The 16792-nt window shown below is 67.2% G+C and carries 15 protein-coding genes; 4 read left to right on the forward strand and 11 right to left on the reverse strand.

Features of this window, described 5'->3' with window-relative positions; translation table 11 throughout:
* Positions 1–29 precede the first annotated feature (29 nt).
* The gene (locus tag CFB82_RS16930; protein ID WP_069249083.1) at positions 30–1982 is read right to left on the reverse strand and encodes a lytic transglycosylase domain-containing protein; all 1953 of its coding nucleotides are present in this window, start codon (positions 1980–1982) and stop codon (positions 30–32) included.
* An 8-nt stretch (positions 1983–1990) separates the two neighbouring features.
* On the opposite strand from CFB82_RS16930, the gene CFB82_RS16935 reads away from it, so the two are divergent.
* Positions 1991–2599 carry a 5-formyltetrahydrofolate cyclo-ligase gene (locus CFB82_RS16935; protein WP_069249084.1) on the forward strand — a complete coding sequence of 203 codons (609 nt, stop codon included), beginning with the start codon at positions 1991–1993 and terminating at the stop codon, positions 2597–2599.
* A gap of 74 nt (positions 2600–2673) precedes the next feature.
* On the opposite strand, the gene CFB82_RS16940 is transcribed toward CFB82_RS16935, so the two are convergent.
* Positions 2674–3186 carry a winged helix DNA-binding protein gene (locus CFB82_RS16940; RefSeq protein WP_027788908.1) on the reverse strand — a complete coding sequence of 171 codons (513 nt, stop codon included), beginning with the start codon at positions 3184–3186 and terminating at the stop codon, positions 2674–2676.
* 148 nt (positions 3187–3334) lie between these two features.
* Between CFB82_RS16940 and pxpB the strand changes: the two genes are divergently transcribed.
* The 3 genes from pxpB to pxpA all read left to right on the forward strand — a co-directional run bounded on the left by pxpB (position 3335) and on the right by pxpA (position 5893).
* The gene (gene pxpB, locus CFB82_RS16945) at positions 3335–3991 is read left to right on the forward strand and encodes a 5-oxoprolinase subunit PxpB (RefSeq protein WP_069249085.1); all 657 of its coding nucleotides are present in this window, start codon (positions 3335–3337) and stop codon (positions 3989–3991) included.
* Positions 3988–5055 carry a biotin-dependent carboxyltransferase family protein gene (locus CFB82_RS16950; protein WP_069249086.1) on the forward strand — a complete coding sequence of 356 codons (1068 nt, stop codon included), beginning with the start codon at positions 3988–3990 and terminating at the stop codon, positions 5053–5055. The genes pxpB and CFB82_RS16950 overlap by 4 nt, the downstream gene beginning before the upstream one ends.
* A 73-nt stretch (positions 5056–5128) precedes the next feature.
* On the forward strand, positions 5129–5893 hold the full coding sequence (gene pxpA / locus CFB82_RS16955; protein WP_069249087.1) for a 5-oxoprolinase subunit PxpA: 765 nt from the start codon (positions 5129–5131) through the stop codon (positions 5891–5893).
* A 560-nt stretch (positions 5894–6453) separates the two neighbouring features.
* Here pxpA and CFB82_RS16960 read toward each other — a convergent pair.
* The 9 genes from CFB82_RS16960 to CFB82_RS17000 form a co-directional block, all read right to left on the reverse strand.
* Positions 6454–7599 (reverse strand): TraB/GumN family protein, encoded by a 1146-nt coding sequence (locus tag CFB82_RS16960; protein ID WP_089484662.1) that lies wholly within the window; start codon positions 7597–7599, stop codon positions 6454–6456.
* On the reverse strand, positions 7592–8608 hold the full coding sequence (locus CFB82_RS16965) for a peptide ABC transporter ATP-binding protein (protein WP_069249089.1): 1017 nt from the start codon (positions 8606–8608) through the stop codon (positions 7592–7594). The genes CFB82_RS16960 and CFB82_RS16965 overlap by 8 nt, the downstream gene beginning before the upstream one ends.
* Positions 8605–9603 (reverse strand): ABC transporter ATP-binding protein, encoded by a 999-nt coding sequence (locus CFB82_RS16970; protein WP_069249090.1) that lies wholly within the window; start codon positions 9601–9603, stop codon positions 8605–8607. Before CFB82_RS16970 ends, CFB82_RS16965 begins: the two co-directional genes overlap by 4 nt.
* 1 nt (position 9604) lies before the next feature.
* A complete protein-coding gene (locus tag CFB82_RS16975; RefSeq protein WP_069249091.1) occupies positions 9605–10522 on the reverse strand; it encodes an ABC transporter permease subunit in 918 nt (305 codons plus the stop codon).
* Between the two features lie 4 nt (positions 10523–10526).
* Positions 10527–11537, reverse strand: coding sequence for an ABC transporter permease subunit (locus CFB82_RS16980; protein WP_069249092.1), 1011 nt, complete (start codon positions 11535–11537; stop codon positions 10527–10529).
* A 117-nt stretch (positions 11538–11654) separates the two neighbouring features.
* The gene (locus CFB82_RS16985) at positions 11655–13283 is read right to left on the reverse strand and encodes an ABC transporter substrate-binding protein (RefSeq protein ID WP_069249093.1); all 1629 of its coding nucleotides are present in this window, start codon (positions 13281–13283) and stop codon (positions 11655–11657) included.
* A gap of 327 nt (positions 13284–13610) precedes the next feature.
* On the reverse strand, positions 13611–14918 hold the full coding sequence (locus tag CFB82_RS16990; protein WP_069249094.1) for an MFS transporter: 1308 nt from the start codon (positions 14916–14918) through the stop codon (positions 13611–13613).
* Positions 14919–15109: 191 nt separating this feature from the next.
* On the reverse strand, positions 15110–15421 hold the full coding sequence (locus CFB82_RS16995) for a high-potential iron-sulfur protein (protein ID WP_039354792.1): 312 nt from the start codon (positions 15419–15421) through the stop codon (positions 15110–15112).
* 161 nt (positions 15422–15582) lie between these two features.
* Positions 15583–16692 (reverse strand): NAD(P)/FAD-dependent oxidoreductase, encoded by a 1110-nt coding sequence (locus CFB82_RS17000; protein ID WP_069249095.1) that lies wholly within the window; start codon positions 16690–16692, stop codon positions 15583–15585.
* Between the last annotated feature and the right edge of the window lie 100 nt (positions 16693–16792).

The following is a 16792-nucleotide window of genomic DNA, read 5'->3' on the forward strand; positions in this document are numbered from 1 at the left end:
GTCTCGCGCGGCAGTATGAAGATTGCGTATCAGGGCGAGATCATGCCTAGACGTTTCTTCAACGACTGCGGTTTGCCCTCGAAGAGCGCCGCGTAGTAGACGGTGTTCGACAGCACGTTCTTCACGTAGTCACGCGTCTCGTTGAACGGAATCGTTTCTGCGAAGATCGCGCCTTCGACCGGCTGCGTCAACACCTGGCGCCACTGGCGCGGCCGGCCCGGGCCCGCGTTGTAGCCGGCCGTGGCGAGCACCGGCGAGCTGTCGAAGTTGTTGTAGATGTCCGCCAGATACCAGGTACCGAGCTGGATGTTGGTGTCGATGTCGTGCATCTGCGCGCGCGAGATCGTGCCCATGCCGAGCTTCTTCGCGACCATCTGCGCGGTGGCCGGCATCAGCTGCATCAGGCCGCCCGCGCCCACCGACGAACGCGCGCTGATGATGAAGCGCGATTCCTGGCGGATCAGCCCGTACGCCCATTCGGTGTCGAGGCCCGTCGATTGCGCGTAGCGCTCGACGATGTTCCGGTACGGCGACGGGTAGCGCAGCGTGAAGTCGTGCTCGGCCTTCGTGCGGTCGGCCGTGTTGACCGTGCGGTCGAGCAGCTCGACGCGCTTGCCGTATTCGGCCGCGGCCAGCAGCTGGCGATCGGTCATCCCGCGCAGCGGCCAGTTCCATTCGCGGTTGCCTTCGAGGCGCAGGTTCAGCGCGTAGAAACGCTGCGCGAGCGCGAAACCCGGAATCTTGCTCATCGCGTCGATCTCGGCGTCGCTCACCTTCGTGCGCGGCGGGATCGACGTGCGCTGGCCGAGCTCTTCGCCGGCGAGCTGCCCGTAGAAGTTGAACTGGCCCGCGACCTGCTCGAATTCCTGGTTCGCCTGCAGCGTGTCGCCGCTTTGCTTGAGCGCGCGCGCATGCCAGTAGATCCAGGCCGGATCGTCGCGCAGCGACGGCGGCATCTGCTCGATCGACCAGCGCACCATCGGCCAGTTGCCGGCGAGCAGCGCGGCGCGCGTGCGCCATTCGTAGCCCGGGTTCGACAGCGGCGCATTCGTGGATTTCGCGTACCAGACCGACGCGAGCGGCGAGCGCTTGATCGCGCCCTGGTAGCCGATCGCGCCCCACGCGATCGCCTGCTCCTGCTTGGTCAGCGACGGCGCGACCGTGGTCAGCATCGCGGCTGCCGCGTCCGGATCGTTGCGCGCCATGCGGCCGAGCGCGATCAGTGCGAGCTGGTGCGAGGTTGCGTCGGGGCCGACGCCGCGCGCGAGGTACAGCGGCGGCGCGCTCGTCGCCTGGTCGAAGCCGACCGGGCGCGCGCCGAGCGCGTCGACGATCTTGCCGCCGAGCGTCGTGTAGTTCTGCTCGTACGCGAGGCGCGCCTGCTGCCACACGTCGTCGCTCGTGAATTGCTGGTTGACCGTGAGCGCGGTGATCAGGTCGACGCACGCGTCGCCGTAGTTCTTCGGCTCGACGAGCAGCGCACGTGCCGCTTCGGCGACGTTCTCGCCGCGCGCCGCGCGCGATTCGAGCGCATAGCACTTGACCTGCGTGTCGTCGTCGAGCACGAAGCGCTTGTATTGCTCGTCGAAGTTGCGCCAGTCGTGGCGCGCGCCGAGCACGAGCAGGTAGTCGTTGCGCAGGCGGTCGGCGATCGCCTGGCCGTCGTAGCGCTGCAGGAACGACTGCACGGGCGCGTCCGGCGCGTCCACGCGCGCGCGGCCCGTCGAATCGAACAACTGCGGCTTGATCTGGAAATACTCGACGTAGGACGGTACCGGATAGTTCGGGATCATCGACGCGAGCTGCGCGGCTTTCGCGGCGTCGTTGCGACGCGCGGCTTCACGAAGCTGCACGAAGGTCTGGTCGTCCCCGGAGACCGTATCGTCGTTCGGTGCGGCGCACGCAGCCGTACCCGCGACGAGCGCGGCGGCCGAAAGTGTGAGCGCGACCGCGCGATATACTCGGAAAAGGCTGTTCGACATCGTTTTGAATGGAGCACGAAGTGAGCGAAAGCATAGCACGCAACCCTGTGCCGAACCCGAAGGTTGCGCTACGCAAAACGCTGTCCGGCGCGCGTCGCGACGCCGCGTCGCAACCCGCCGCGAACGCCGCGCTCGACGCGCGGCTGCGCACGCTGCTCGAACGGCTCGCGCCGCGCACGGTCGGGTTCTACTGGCCGCTGCCGGGCGAATTCGATGCGCGCGACGCGGTGCTCGCATGGTGCGCGGCCGGTGCCGGCAGGCAGGCTGCGCTACCCGTGATCGACGAGCGGCACACGCCGCTCGAGTTCCATGCATGGGACACGCACACGCCGATGCGCGAAGGTCATCACCGGATTCCGGAACCGGCGTCGGGAATCGTCGTCGTGCCCGACCTGTTGCTGATTCCCTGTGTGGGATTCGATCTGCAGCGCTACCGGCTCGGCTACGGCGGCGGCTACTACGACCGCACGCTCGCCGCATGGCCGGGCAGCGAACTGCCCGTGACGGTCGGCATCGCGTATGAAGCGTGCCGCGTCGATGCGCTGCCGGCCGAAGCGCACGACCTCGCGCTGCACTGGATCGTGACCGACGGCGCGCTGTACCCGGCCGCCGAATGAGGCGGCGGGCGGCGCCGCATCCGTCGTCGCACGCCCGTCAGCGCAACGCCGCGCACCACCCGCGGCGCAATCGTTTACAGCGACGCCGCCGCGCGCGCGGCCGTGTCGTACAGGCCCGATGCGTTGCGCAGCAACTGCGCCGCGTCGCCGATCTGCTCGTTGGTGAGCCCGCTGTCCTTCAGTGTCTCGATCAGGCAGTGCTCGCGCACCTCGCGGTACTTCAGGCACAGGTCGCGGCCCGCGTCGGTCGCGAAGAAGAACACTTCCTTGCCGTTCTTCTCGCTCTTCACATAGCCGCGGGCGATCAGTTTTTTCAGCGCATAGGTCGCGACGTGCGTATCCTCGATATTGAGCACGAAGCAGATGTCGGCGAGCTTCTTCTTGCGTTCGCGATGGCTGACGTGATGCAGCAGCGACACCTCGACCGCCGTCATGTCTTTCGCGCCGGCCGCCGACATGCAGCGCACCATCCACCGGTTGAAAGCATTGCCTGCCATGATGAGGCCGTATTCGAGTTCCGACAGCTCCGCGCTCGAATCGGAAACGAGGTGTTCGGATGACACGATCTTGGTCGCAGGACGCTTCATGGAAAGGCGGAGCAAGCCGGATGACAGGGTGTGCCGAGTGTACGCCAGAAGCCCCGGCATACGGGCTAGGCGAAAACGCTTATTGGGAAGTTGTCGATATTTTATTGACAATGTGCGCTAACATTGCCGTCCGAACCGTGCCAGTCCGATGACGCAACCCCGCATTTATCCGCTCGGCGATGCCGCCCTCGTCTGCGAGGTGCCGCCGCCCGCCACGCTCGATTGCCAGCGCCGCGTCTGGGCCGTGGCCGAGGCCGCGCGCGCGTGGCCCGACGTGATCGACGTCGTGCCCGGCATGAACAACCTGACGATCGTATTCGACGCGCTCGCCACGACGGCCGATTCGCTCACGCCGGCGCTGCGCGACGCGTGGGAGACGGCCGACGTCGAGCACGCGGACGGCCGCGAGGTCGAGATCCCGGTCGAATACGGCGGCGCCGCCGGCCCCGATCTGCCGGCCGTCGCCGCGCATACCGGCCTGTCGGCCGACGAGGTCGTCGCGCGCCACGCGGCCGGCGCCTACGTCGTGTTCTTCGTCGGCTTCCAGCCGGGCTTCGCGTATCTCGGCGGGCTCGACGCCGCGCTGCACATGCCGCGCCGCGCGGCGCCGCGCCTGGAGGTGCCGGCCGGCTCGGTCGGCATCGGCGGCGCGCAGACGGGCATCTACCCGGCCACGTCGCCCGGCGGCTGGCAACTGATCGGCCGCACGTCGCTCGTGCTGTTCGATCCGGCGCGGCCGCAGCCGACGCTGCTGCTGCCCGGCGACCGCGTGCGCTTCACCATTGCCGGAGTCAACGCACGATGACCCAGAGCAACGTACCGGGCACCATCGAGGTGGTGCGGGCCGGCCCGCTGACCACCGTGCAGGATCTCGGGCGCCGCGGCGCACGCCATCTTGGCGTCGCGCAGGGCGGCGCGCTCGACGGCCTCGCGCTCGAAGTCGGCAACCGGCTGGTCGGCAACCGCCCCGATGCGGCGGGCGTCGAGATCACGATCGGTCCGGCCGCCTTCCGCTTCACGCGCGCGACCCGCATCGCGATCACCGGCACCGAGTTCGGTGCGACGCTCGACGGCCAGCGCGTATATTCATGGTGGAGCCTGCCGGTCGAGGCCGGGCAGACGCTCGTGCTGCCCGCCGCGAAACGCGGGATGCGCGGCTACCTGTGCATCGCCGGCGGCATCGACGTGCTGCCGATGCTCGGCTCGCGCAGCACCGATCTCGCATCGCGCTTCGGCGGCCTCGGCGGCCGCGCGCTGCGCGACGGCGATCGCCTCCCGGTCGGCGTGCTTCCGGCCGGGATGGGTTGCCTCGCGGCCGACGCCCCCGAATTCGGCGTCAAGGCGCCGGCGTGGTGCGCGTTCGTGCGCGTCGACGAGCCACCGCGCCGTCACCGCCCCGCGCATGCGCCGTGGGCGATGCCCGTGCGCGTGCTGCCGGGCCCCGACTACGCGTCGTTCGCCGCCGATTCGCAGCAGGCGTTCTGGGATGAAGAATGGCTGGTCACGGCGAACAGCAACCGCATGGGCTACCGGCTCGCCGGTGTCGAACTCGTGCGCGAGCGGCCGGCCGAGCTGCTGTCGCACGCGGTGCTGCCCGGCACGATCCAGGTGCCGCCGAACGGCCAGCCGATCGTGCTGATGCACGACGCGCAGACCACCGGCGGCTACCCGAAGATCGGCACGGTGATCCGTGCGGACCTGTGGAAGCTCGCGCAGGCGCGGCTCAACCTGCCGATCCGCTTCGTGCGCACGACACCCGACGCCGCGCGCGCCGCGCTGGCCGCGGAACGTGCCTATCTGCGGCAGATCGACGTGGCGATCGACCTGCGCGAGGAAGCGCGCCGCCGCGCCGAGTCGCGTGCGGCGTGACAATGGCGGTAGCAGTACCGAAGGCAGTCGCAGTAGAGAGGACGGGCCACGCAATCAGTGGACGAGGAACACCATGGAAATCGATCTGAATGCCGATCTCGGCGAAGGATGCGGTTCGGACGAGGCGCTGCTCGACCTCGTGACGTCCGCGAACATCGCATGCGGGTGGCATGCGGGCGGGGCGAACGCGATGCGCGACTGCGTACGCTGGGCCGTGCAGAAAGGCGTGGCGATCGGCGCGCACCCGAGCTTTCACGATCCGGAGAATTTCGGCCGCAAGGAAATGCAGCTGCCGGCCAGCGATATCTACGCGGGCGTGCTGTACCAGCTCGGCGCGCTGTCGGCGATCGCGCAGGCCGAGGGCGGGCGCATCGCGCACGTGAAGCCGCACGGTGCGCTGTACAACCAGGCCGCGCGCGACCCGATGATCGCCGAGGCGGTGGTGTCCGCGATCCGCGATTTCGACCCGTCGCTCGCGGTGTTCGGGCTGGCGAACAGCGTGTTCGTCGCGGCCGCGCGGCACGCGGGGCTCGCCGCGGTGGAGGAAGTGTTCGCCGATCGCGGCTACCTCGCCGATGGCTCGCTCGTGCCGCGCAACCAGCCCGGCGCGCTGATCGACGACGAAGACACGATGATCGCGCGCACGCTGGACATGGTGCGCAGCCGGCAGGTGCGTGCGATCGGCGGCGAATGGGTGATGCTCAATGCGCAGACCGTCTGCCTGCACGGTGACGGGCCGCACGCGCTCGTATTCGCGAAACGGATTCGCGCCGCGCTCGAGGCGGTGGGCGTCGACGTGGTCGCGCCCGGCATGCTGCACGCCGACGAACGCGCCTGATCGGGCCGATCGCGCAGCAGACGCACGGATCCGTCGCACAAAAGAAAAAAGCGCCCTCGTGGCGCTTTTCCGTTGGCGCAATCGCTGCGGCTTTGCCGTCTGTCGATTCGCCCCCCGAAACCGTCTTGCGACGGTGACCGGAAAAATATTCCGGATTAAAAAACGTCCGCCGCCGCCCGATTACTGCCTTTCCCCGGTGGGACGACGGAACGTCGCTTATCCCGCAAGTCGGCCTGCATGCGTTGTTGTTGTCCGACGATGATTGGCCCCGCCGTACATGCAGACACTTCCGCGGCCGGCACGTGCGCCACGTGCCGGCAACGCGCTAACCCCGCGCTTTATTTTCTGCTACCCCGTAGAACTTTTTCTATTCTTTTCATTTTTTCAACTTGTGGATCGAAGAATAGATATTGGCAGATCCGGATGTCAATCGTTTGAAACGCTATTTTCTGATGAATCGAGGGTTTTCCTTATCGAATCGCGTGCCCAACCAGGCGTTTGAGCCGCTCGCACAGCGTCGATCAAACAGGGGAGGATCGGTTCGGGTGCGGTGACGGCGATCAGTTCGCGTCGACGCTGTAACCTTGTTGACGCAACAATTCGAGCACGCCGCGCGGGCCGCCCAGATGCAGCGCGCCGATCGCGACGAACAGCGGCCGGTTCGGTGCGGCGATTGCCGTCATCCGTGCAACGAAGCGCCGGTTGCGCTCGTACACGATCTTGTTGTCGATCGCGTCCGACAACGCCTTCGACCGCGCGAGCCGTTCGCTCTTCGCGACCGCCCATGCCGAGATCGCATCGGCGTCGCCAATTCGCCACAGTCGGTGCAGCGCCTTGATGTCGTCGGCGTTCTGCGCGGGCGTCTGCACCATGTCCTGCGCGAGCATCTCGCGCTGCTCGGCAAGCGTCAGCCCGGTGAACGCGCGCATCTGTTCGGCGAGCGTCTCGAGCCCGATCACGCGGCCGCCCTTTTTCTTCAGGAACACGTTCTGCAGCTGCGCCTCGGTGCCGTACTCGGTCTGCAAACCGGCCGACAGCGAATCGTAGGTCTCGACGACGAGCGCCGCGAGCCACGGCCGCATCTTGCGGATCTCGACGAGCGCGGCCGGGTTGCCGCGCAGGCGCGCCGCGAGCCGCTGCCACAGCGGCTCGGGCAGCAGGCGCTGCAGGCACGGGTAGCGGCAGACGCCGTACTTCGACACGTCGTCCTGCGATTCGAGCAGATCGTCGGGCGACAGTTCGAGCGCCAGTGTGGGCGACGCGGCGAGCGCCGCGAGGATGCGCGGCCGGAACGGCTGCGCGCCCGGGTAGTCGGACGGGTCGCCGGTGTGCAGCGTGCCGAGCACGTAGAGCGTGACCTTGCCCTTGGTCGCGACGTAGAACGGCATGCGCGCGGGCTGCACGCGCACGGTGCCGCGCGACACCGTGCCATTCGACACGGCCGGCGCGTGGAAGCCCGGCAGGCTCAAGCCGGGCGGCGGAACTTGCGATGGATGGATTGGTGAAGTGGCCGGCGCGCGCCCTTCGGCGCGCGCGGATTCGACGGGAACCACGAGGCTGGCCGCCACGCACGCGCCGGCCAGCGCCGCGCCCGTGACGGTACGCACGCTCCAGCGCCGCGCGTAGCGGTACGCGCGCATCACGCGCGCGCTGCTTGCCCCCGCACGGCGCACGCCGGACGCGCGCGCCGCCAACGCTTCAGGCATTCTCCTCCCCGACCTCCTCGGCGCGATGGCAGGCCACGCGCCGGCCGTCGACTTCGCGCAATTGCGGCTCCTCGACGCGGCACCGCTCGACCGCGTATGGGCAGCGCTGGTGGAACGCGCAGCCCGACGGCGGATTGAGCGGCGACGGCAGTTCGCCCTGCAGCTTGATCTGCACGCGGCGGTCTTCCTCGAAGATCGCCGGCGTCGCCGACATCAGCGCGCGTGTGTACGGATGGCGCGGCCGTGCGTAGATCGTCGCCTTGTCGCCCAGCTCCGCGACGCTGCCGAAGTACATCACCATCACGTCGTCCGCGACGTGCTCGACCACCGACAGGTTGTGCGAGATGAACACGTAGCTCGTCTTGAACTGCTCCTGCAGATCCATGAACAGGTTCAGGATCTGCGCCTGGATCGACACGTCGAGCGCGGACACCGGCTCGTCGGCCACGACGATGCGCGGATCGAGGATCATCGCGCGCGCGATCGCGACCCGCTGGCGCTGGCCGCCCGAGAACATGTGCGGATAACGCTTCGCGTGCTCGGGCCGCAGGCCGACCGTGCGCATGATCTGCGCGATGCGGGCGGCGCGCTCGGCGGCCGTCAGGTTCGTGTTGATCTCGAGCGGCTCGGAAAGCGTCTGCTCGACGGTCTTGCGCGGGTTGAGCGATGCGAACGGGTTCTGGAACACCATCTGCACGCGGCGGCGCAGGTCGGCGACCGTCTCGCGGCTTGCGCCGGCCACGTTCTTGCCGTCGATCGTCAGGCTGCCCGAGGTGGGCGTCTCGATCATCGTGAGCTGGCGGGCGAGCGTCGACTTCCCGCAGCCCGATTCGCCGACGACGGCGAGCGTCTTGCCGCGCTTCAGCGAGAACGACACGCCGTTCAGCGCCTTCACCGTGCCCTGCCCGAACATCCCGCGCTTCACCGAATAGTGTTTCGCGAGGCCGTCGGCCACCAGCACGGCTTCCTCGTCGTGCGACACGCGAGGCGTTTGATTGACTGCATTCATCGTGCACCTCCCGTCAGGTCGAGGTTGGAAACGTTCAGCGGCTTGATGCAGCGCGCGCGCATCGCATCGTTGGCCGGTACCAGCGTGTCGAGCGCCGGCCGCGCCTTGCGGCAGTCGTCGACGACGTACTTGCAGCGCGGCGCGAACAGGCACCCGGACGGGCGATCATCGCGGCCCGGCACCATGCCGGGCAATGCGGCAAGGCGACGCGCCCCCTGATTGTGCTCGGGAATCGCCGCGAGCAGCGCTTCGGTGTACGGATGATGCGGCGCGCGGAAGATGTCGGGCACGCGGTTGGTCTCGATCACCTCGCCCGCGTACATCACCGCCACGCGATGCGCGACCTCCGACACCACGGCCAGGTCGTGCGAGATCAGCACGAGCGCCATCCCGCGCTCCTTCTGCAGCTTCACGAGCAGATCCATGATCTGCGCCTGGATCGTCACGTCGAGCGCGGTGGTCGGCTCGTCGGCGATCAGCAGCTTCGGGTTGCACGCCACCGCCATCGCGATCATCACGCGCTGGTTCATCCCGCCCGACATCTGGTGCGGGAACGACGCGATGCGGTTCTTCGCATCGGGAATGCCGACCTGGTCGAGCAGCTCGAGCGCGCGCCGGTGCAGCGCGTCGCCGCGCAGCCCTTCGTGCAGCTTCAGCACTTCCTTGATCTGGTAGCCGACCGTATAGCTCGGGTTCAGGCTCGTCAGCGCGTCCTGGAACACCATCGCGATGTCCTTGCCGACGATCTTGCGGCGCGCCTTCGGCGACGCCTTCAGCAGGTCGACGCCATTGAACGTGACTTCGTCCGCCGTCACCTTGCCCGGCGCGTCGATCAGGCCCATCAGCGCCATCATCGTCACGCTCTTGCCCGAGCCCGATTCGCCGACGACGCCCACCACCTCGCCCGGTGCGATCGACAGGTTGATCCGGTCGACCGCGGGCAAGCCGTTGAAGTTCACCGCGAGATTGCGGATGGTCAGAAGATTGTTGCTCATGTCAGGCCATCCGTTTCAGTTTGGGATCGAGCGCGTCGCGCAGCCCGTCGCCGAGCAGGTTGATCGCGAGCACCGAAATCAGGATCGACAGGCCCGGCATCGTCACGATCCACCACGCGTTGTCGATGTAGTCGCGCGCGGAGGCCAGCATCGCGCCCCACTCGGCGGTCGGCGGTTGCACGCCAAGGCCGAGGAAGCCGAGCGCGGCCGCGTCGAGGATCGCCGACGAGAAGCCGAGCGTCGCCTGCACGATCAGCGGCGCCGTGCAGTTCGGCAGCACCTGCGAGAACATCAGGCGCAGCGTGCCGGCACCGGCCACGCGCGACGCCGTCACGTACTCCTTCTGCAGCTCGCCGAGCGCCGATGCGCGCGTGAGACGCACATAGGCCGGCAGCGCGACGATCGCGATCGCGAACATCGTGTTGGTGAGGCCCGGGCCGATGATCGCGACGACCGCGACCGCGAGCAGCAGCGACGGCAGCGCGAGCAGCACGTCCATGATGCGCATCACGGGCGTGTCGGCCCACTTCTGGAAGAACGCGGCGACGAGCCCGAGCACGATGCCGGGGATCAGCGCGAGCACGACCGACACGAAGCCGATCCAGAACGACATCCGCGCGCCGAACATCAGCCGCGAAAGAATGTCGCGGCCCGCTTCGTCGGTGCCGAGGATGAATTTCCAGTTGCCGCCTTCGAGCCATGCGGGCGGGATCTTCACGAAATCGCGGTATTGCTCGACCGGGCTGTGCGGCGCGAGCAGCGGCGCGAGCAGCGCGACCAGGATCAGCACGATCACGACGATGCCGGCGCCGACGGCGCCGCGGTTGCGCGAGAAGTTGGCCCAGAACTCGCGCAGCGCGAGCGCACGGCCGCCGGCCGGCGCGGTTTCGGTCGGCAGGGTATTTTGCAGATTGCTCATGGGATTACCTCGTGTGGCGGATGCGCGGATTCAGCACGCCGTACAGCAGGTCGACGACCAGGTTCACGACGATCACGAGCGTCGCGATCAGCAGGATGCCGCCCTGGACGACCGGATAATCGCGGCGGCCGATCGCATCGATCAGCCACTTGCCGACACCGGGCCACGAAAAGAGCGTCTCGGTCAGCACGGCGCCAGCAAGCAGCGTGCCGATCTGCAGGCCGATCACGGTGACGACCGGGATCAGCGCATTGCGCAGCGCATGCACGACGACCACGCGCGCGGGCGACAGCCCCTTCGCGCGGGCGGTGCGGATGTAGTCCTCGCGCAGCACTTCGAGCATCGACGAGCGCGTCATCCGCGCGATCACCGCGAGCGGGATCGTGCCGAGCACGATCGCGGGCAGGATCAGGTGGCTGACCGCCGACTTGAACGCGCCTTCATCCGGCGCGAGCAGCGCGTCGATCAGCATGAAGCCCGTCGGGTGCGGGAAATCGTATTCGACCGCGATGCGCCCCGACACGGGCGTCCAGCCGAGGGTCGACGAAAACACCATGATGAGGATCAGCCCCCACCAGAAGATCGGCATCGAGTAGCCGGTGAGCGCGGTGCCCATCACGCCGTGGTCGATGACCGAGCCGCGCCGCAGCGCCGCGATCACGCCGGCCGGCAGCCCGACCGCGAGCGCGAACACGAGTGCGCACAGCGACAGCTCGACGGTCGCCGGGAAGCGCGCGAAGAACTCGCCCGCGACGCTCGTGTTGGTGATGATCGACGTGCCGAGGTCGCCATGCAGCGCCCGGCCGATGTAGTGGATGTACTGCATGGGCAGCGGCTGGTCGAGCCCGAGGCGTTTCATCGCCTCCGCATGCATCGCGGGATCGACGCCGCGCTCGCCCATCATCACTTCGATGGGGTCGCCCGGTATCAGGTGAATCAGCGCAAACGCCAGGATGGTGATGCCGATGAAAGTCGGGATCACCATGCCCACGCGGCGCAACACGAATGTGAACATGATGCGTCTCGTATTTTCTTGTGGGAAATGTGCGACCGGCGACGGGAAGCTTTTGGCCTCCCGCCGCCGGATGAATTAGCCGGTCTCGGTCTTCGTATACAGCTTACGCCGGGCGCGTTACTTCACGCTCACACCGTCGAAGCGGGCATAGCCGAGCGGCTCGATACGCATGTCGACCACGGTCTTGCGCACCGGCTGGTAGACCGTCGAGTTCGCGATCGGCGAGAACGGCAGCTGTTGCGCGAAGATCTGCTGAGCCTGCATGTAGAGCTTCGTCCGCGCGTCCTGGCCCGTCGTCGTGCGGCCCTTCTGGACCAGCTCATCGAACGGCTTGTAGCACCAGTGCGAGAAGTTGTTGCCCTTGATCGCTTCGCAGCCGAGCAGCGTGCCGAGCCAGTTGTCCGGATCGCCGTTGTCGCCCGTCCAGCCGATCAGCATCGTGTCCTGCTCGCCCGAGTGCGCGCGCTTGATGTACTCGCCCCACTCGTACGTGACGATCTTCGCCTTCACGCCGATCTTCGCCCAGTCGGCCTGGATCATCTCGGCCATCAGGCGGGCGTTCGGGTTGTACGCGCGCTGCACCGGCATCGCCCACAGCGTGATCTCGAAACCGTTCGGGAAGCCGGCCTTCGCGAGCAGCGCCTTCGCCTTCGCGGTGTCGTTCGGCGCCATCTTCAGGTTCTTGTCGTACGACCATTGGGTCGGCGGCATCGGCGCGTTAGCTGCCTGGCCTGCGCCCTGGTAGACGGACTCGAGGATCGCCTTCTTGTTGATCGCCATGTCGAGTGCCTGACGCACCTCGAGCTTGTCGACCGGCTTGTGCTCGACGTTGTACGCGAGATAGCCGAGGTTGAAGCCTGCCTGCGACGGCATGTCGACGCCCGAATCGGCCTTCAGCGTCGCGATGTCGGCCGGACGCGGATAGCTCATCACCTGGCATTCGTTGCGCTTGATCTTCTGCACGCGCACGCCCGGATCCGGCGTGATCGAGAAGATCAGCTTCGAGATCTTCACTTCGCCCTTCTTCCAGTAATCAGGATTGCCGTCGAATCGGATCGTAGCGTCCTTCGTGTAGCTGCGGAAGATGAACGGGCCCGTGCCGACCGGCTTCTGGTTGATGTCGGCGGCCTTGCCTGCCTTCATCAGCTGGTCGCCGTATTCGGCCGACAGGATCGACGCGAATTCCATCGCCATGTTCTGGATGAACGGCGCGTTCGGCTCGGCGAGCGTGAACTTCACGGTGTACGGATCGACCTTCTCGACCTTCGTGATCAGCTTGTCGAGACCCATGTCGGTGAAGTACGGGAACGACACCGGGTACGCCTTGCGGAACGCCTGGTTCGGGTCGAGCATGCGCTGGAACGTGAACAGCACGTCGTCCGCATTGAATTCACGCGTCGGCTTGAAGAAGTCGGTCGTGTGGAACTTCACACCGTGGCGCAGATGGAACGTGTACACCTTGCCGTCCGGCGACACATCCCACTTCTCGGCGAGGCCCGGCTCGACCTTCGTGCCGCCGCGCTCGAATTCGACGAGGCGGTTGTAGACGGTGAACGTGGCTGCGGTGAAATCGACGCCGGTCGTAAATTGCGCGGAATCGAAACCCGCCGGGCTGCCTTCTGAGCAGTAGACGAGCGTTTTGTTCGGGATCTGTGCGAATGCAGAGCCCGCGACGCCGAGCGATGCCGCTGCCACGCCTGCAATGGCGGTAACACGCAGGGTGTGCAACAGACGGTTGTATTCCATGTTTCCTCCAGGTCTCCAGATCGGAACCGACCCGCCAGGGGCCGGCGTACGCGGATATTACTTGAGCTAACGATGTGGCAACAAGCTGGAGAAAAAACTCTTCTAGATGCCCGCCGGGTTTTTGCCGATGTTTAGTGGGGGTAAAAAAATGCGATAACGCGCGCGAGCGCCCATTTCGTTCATCTCGCGCATGTTTCGTTCGACGACTAAACAATTCGGGCGCGAACACGAAGGCCCCGCGCACCGCTTTCCCGTGTTCCGCAGCACATCATTGCGTTTTGCGAAACGATCCAGTGATCGTCTTCATTTCGTCATGTCGGCGCGTCGTCACACCGGCGCGTCGAGGTCGGCGCTGCGCGCTGGCACGAACGCGACCGCGACGATCGACAGCGCGATCCCGGCCATCACGTAATAGGTCGGCGCGAGCGGCGTGCCCGTGACCTTGATCAGCCACGTGACGATGAACTGCCCGAAGCCGCCGAACAGCATCACCGCGACGTTGTACGCGATCGACAGCCCGGTCGAGCGCACGTTGGCCGGGAACAGCTCGGCGATCATCGCGCCGAACGGCCCGTAGTAGCCCGCGAGCGTGACCGACAGCACGGCCTGCACCGCGATCAGCCGCGCGATGCTCGGCGCCGCGTCGAGCCACGCGAACAGCGGATACATCAGCGCGAGCGTCAGCACGAGCGACCACAGCGATAGCCCCTTGCGGCCGATGCGATCCGACCACGCACCGGCGATCGGCGACAGCACCATCAGCAGCAGGTTGCCGACGATCACCGCGTAGAACGATTCCGCGTACGGCAGCTTCAGCTGCTTCACCGCGAAGGTCGGCAGATAGCTGATCAGCACGTAGATCGTCACCGTCAGCGCGATCACCGAGCCGAGCCCGCACAGCACCTCGCGCGGGTGGCGCGTGAACACTTCGCCGAGCGTCGCGCGGCGCGCGCTTTGCTGCGCATGCAGGAACGCTTCGGAATCGGCGAGATGGCGGCGGATGTAGAAGCCGATCGGGCCGATCATGAGCCCGAGGATGAACGGCACGCGCCAGCCCCAGCTGCGCAGCGCGTCGTGCGACAGCCCGCGCGTGACGGCCGCGCCGACGAGCGCGCCGATCAGCAGCGCGGCCGCCTGGCTCGCCATCTGCCAGCTGCCGTAGAAGCCGCGTTTCGAGAATGGCGCGGCCTCGATCAGCAGCGCCGTCGCGCTGCCGAATTCGCCGCCCGCGGAGAAGCCCTGCAGCAAGCGGCCGAGCACGATCAGGATCGGGCCGCCGATGCCGATCGCCGCATAAGGCGGCGCGACCGCGAGCAGGAAGATGCCGGCCGTCATCAGGAGGATCACGAGCGACAGCGCGGCCTTACGGCCCGCGCGATCCGCGTACAGCCCGAACACGATGCCGCCGATCGGACGCATGAAGAACGCGACGCCGAACGTCGCGGTGGTCAGCAGCAGCGACGAGTATTCGCTGGAGGTCGGGAAGAACAGTTCGGCGATCACGACCGTCATGAAGCCGAACACCGTGAAGTCGTACCACTCGAGCGCGTTGCCGATCACGGCGGCCGCGACCGCACGCCGGTTCAGCGCACGCTCGGGCCGGCTCGTTTTCGTTGAATTCGCAATCGTCGCCATGCGTGCCTCGTCCTCGTCAGTTCGCCGTGTCGGGCTGCGCGGCGCGCGGGGTGCCCGCGGCGCGCCGGTGTGCAGCGAGTGTAGAAAGCGACGGAACCGATTTCAAGCATTAAAAAACGCCCGCCATCCTTCGACGGCGGGCGTTTTGCGGTTTTCGCCACAATGCGGCATCGCACGATGCCGCACGGGCCTCAACCCATCTTCGAGAAGGCGCTGCACCAGCCCTTCGCCGACACCTGCTTGCCGGGGAAGGCGCCGCACGGGCCCGAGGCCGACCCCTTCTTGCCCTGGTACAGCATGCAGGCCGCGCAATCCTGGCCTGCTGCGTATTTCGGGTACTTCGTCTTGTCGACCTTCGTCGCATCGGCCTTGTAGCCGAGTGCCGTCGCGGTCGGGTCGCTTTCCGCGAGCATCGGCGCATCGGCCAGCGCTTCACGCGACAGCGCCAGCGCGGACACGGCACCAATGCTCGTAATCAGGAAACTCCGACGGGATGTTTTCATGGGGGACTCGCTCCAACGTTATCGGTTTGAAAGCTGTTCTGGCGACAGCCGTTCGACAGAATAACGCTCATGCGAATAAATGTGCGCGCCGAAATTCCAGAGATAAGGAATTTCACACGGCCGATACGCATTCGCCATCTGCCCGCCACACACGCGCCGCGTCAGCGGTAAGCCGTCATGTCGCCCACCCGCTGCGCGAGCGCGAGCGACGCGGTGAGCCCCGGCGACTCGATGCCGAACAGGTTCACGAGCCCCCGCACGCCATGCTGCGCGGCGCCCTGCACGATGAAGTCCGCCGGCGGCTCGCCGGGGCCCGCGAGCTTGGGCCGGATGCCCGCATATGCCGGCTGCAGCGCGTCGTCGGGCAGGCCCGGCCAGAACGCACGAATCGACGCGTAGAACGCGGTCGCGCGCGCGGGATCGACTTCGTAGCGCAGCGCATCGATCCATTCGACGTCCGGGCCGAAGCGCGCCTGCCCGCCGAGATCGAACGTCAGGTGCACGCCGAGCCCCGCGCGGTCGGGCATCGGGTAGATCAGGTGGGAAAACGGTGCGCGCCCCGACAGGCTGAAGTAGTTGCCGCGCGCGAGATAGAGCGGCGGCACCCAGCGCGGGTCGAGGCCGCGCGTGCGGCGCGCCAGCGCCTGCGCGCCGAGGCCCGCGCTGTTGATCACGCAGGCGGCCTCGATCTCGGTCGGCGCGTCGCCGCCCGTGCGCACGACGAAGCGCCCGCCGCGCAGCACGTCGATCGATTCGACCGGGGATTTCAGCGCGCACACGGCGCCGTCGCGCTCCGCGTCGCCGAGCAGCGCAAGCATCAGCTGGTGGCTGTCGACGATGCCGGTGGACGGCGAGAACAGCGCCTCGACGCATTCGAGCGCGGGCTCGAGCGTCTGCGCCTCGGCGCGCGTGAGCGGCATCAGGTCGAGCACGCCGTTTTCGGTCGCGCGTGCGGCGATCGCCTTCAACTGTTTCACCTGCGCGGCGCTCGTGGCGACGAGCAGCTTGCCGGCACGCCGGTGCGGCACGTGATGGGTCTCGCAGAATTCGTACAGCAGGTCGCGCCCGTGCACGCACGACGTCGCCTTCAGCGACCCGCGCGGATAGTAGAGCCCCGCATGGATCACTTCGCTGTTGCGCGAACTCGTACCGGTGCCGATCGCATCGGCCGCCTCGAGCACGAGCGTTTCACGCCCGCGCGCGGCCAGTTCGCGCGCAATCGCCAGACCGACGACGCCCGCGCCGATCACGACACAATCCATCTGCTCCATGACGTTTCGCGCCGCTAGCGCGTCGAGGGGAGACAAGAGAATTGTACGTCCCGGTTCATCCGCTTGCCGAAGGTCGTGCAGCGTCTCGCGGCGACGCCGT

Source organism: Burkholderia sp. HI2714, from assembly GCF_002223085.1.
GTDB lineage: Bacteria > Pseudomonadota > Gammaproteobacteria > Burkholderiales > Burkholderiaceae > Burkholderia > Burkholderia lata_D.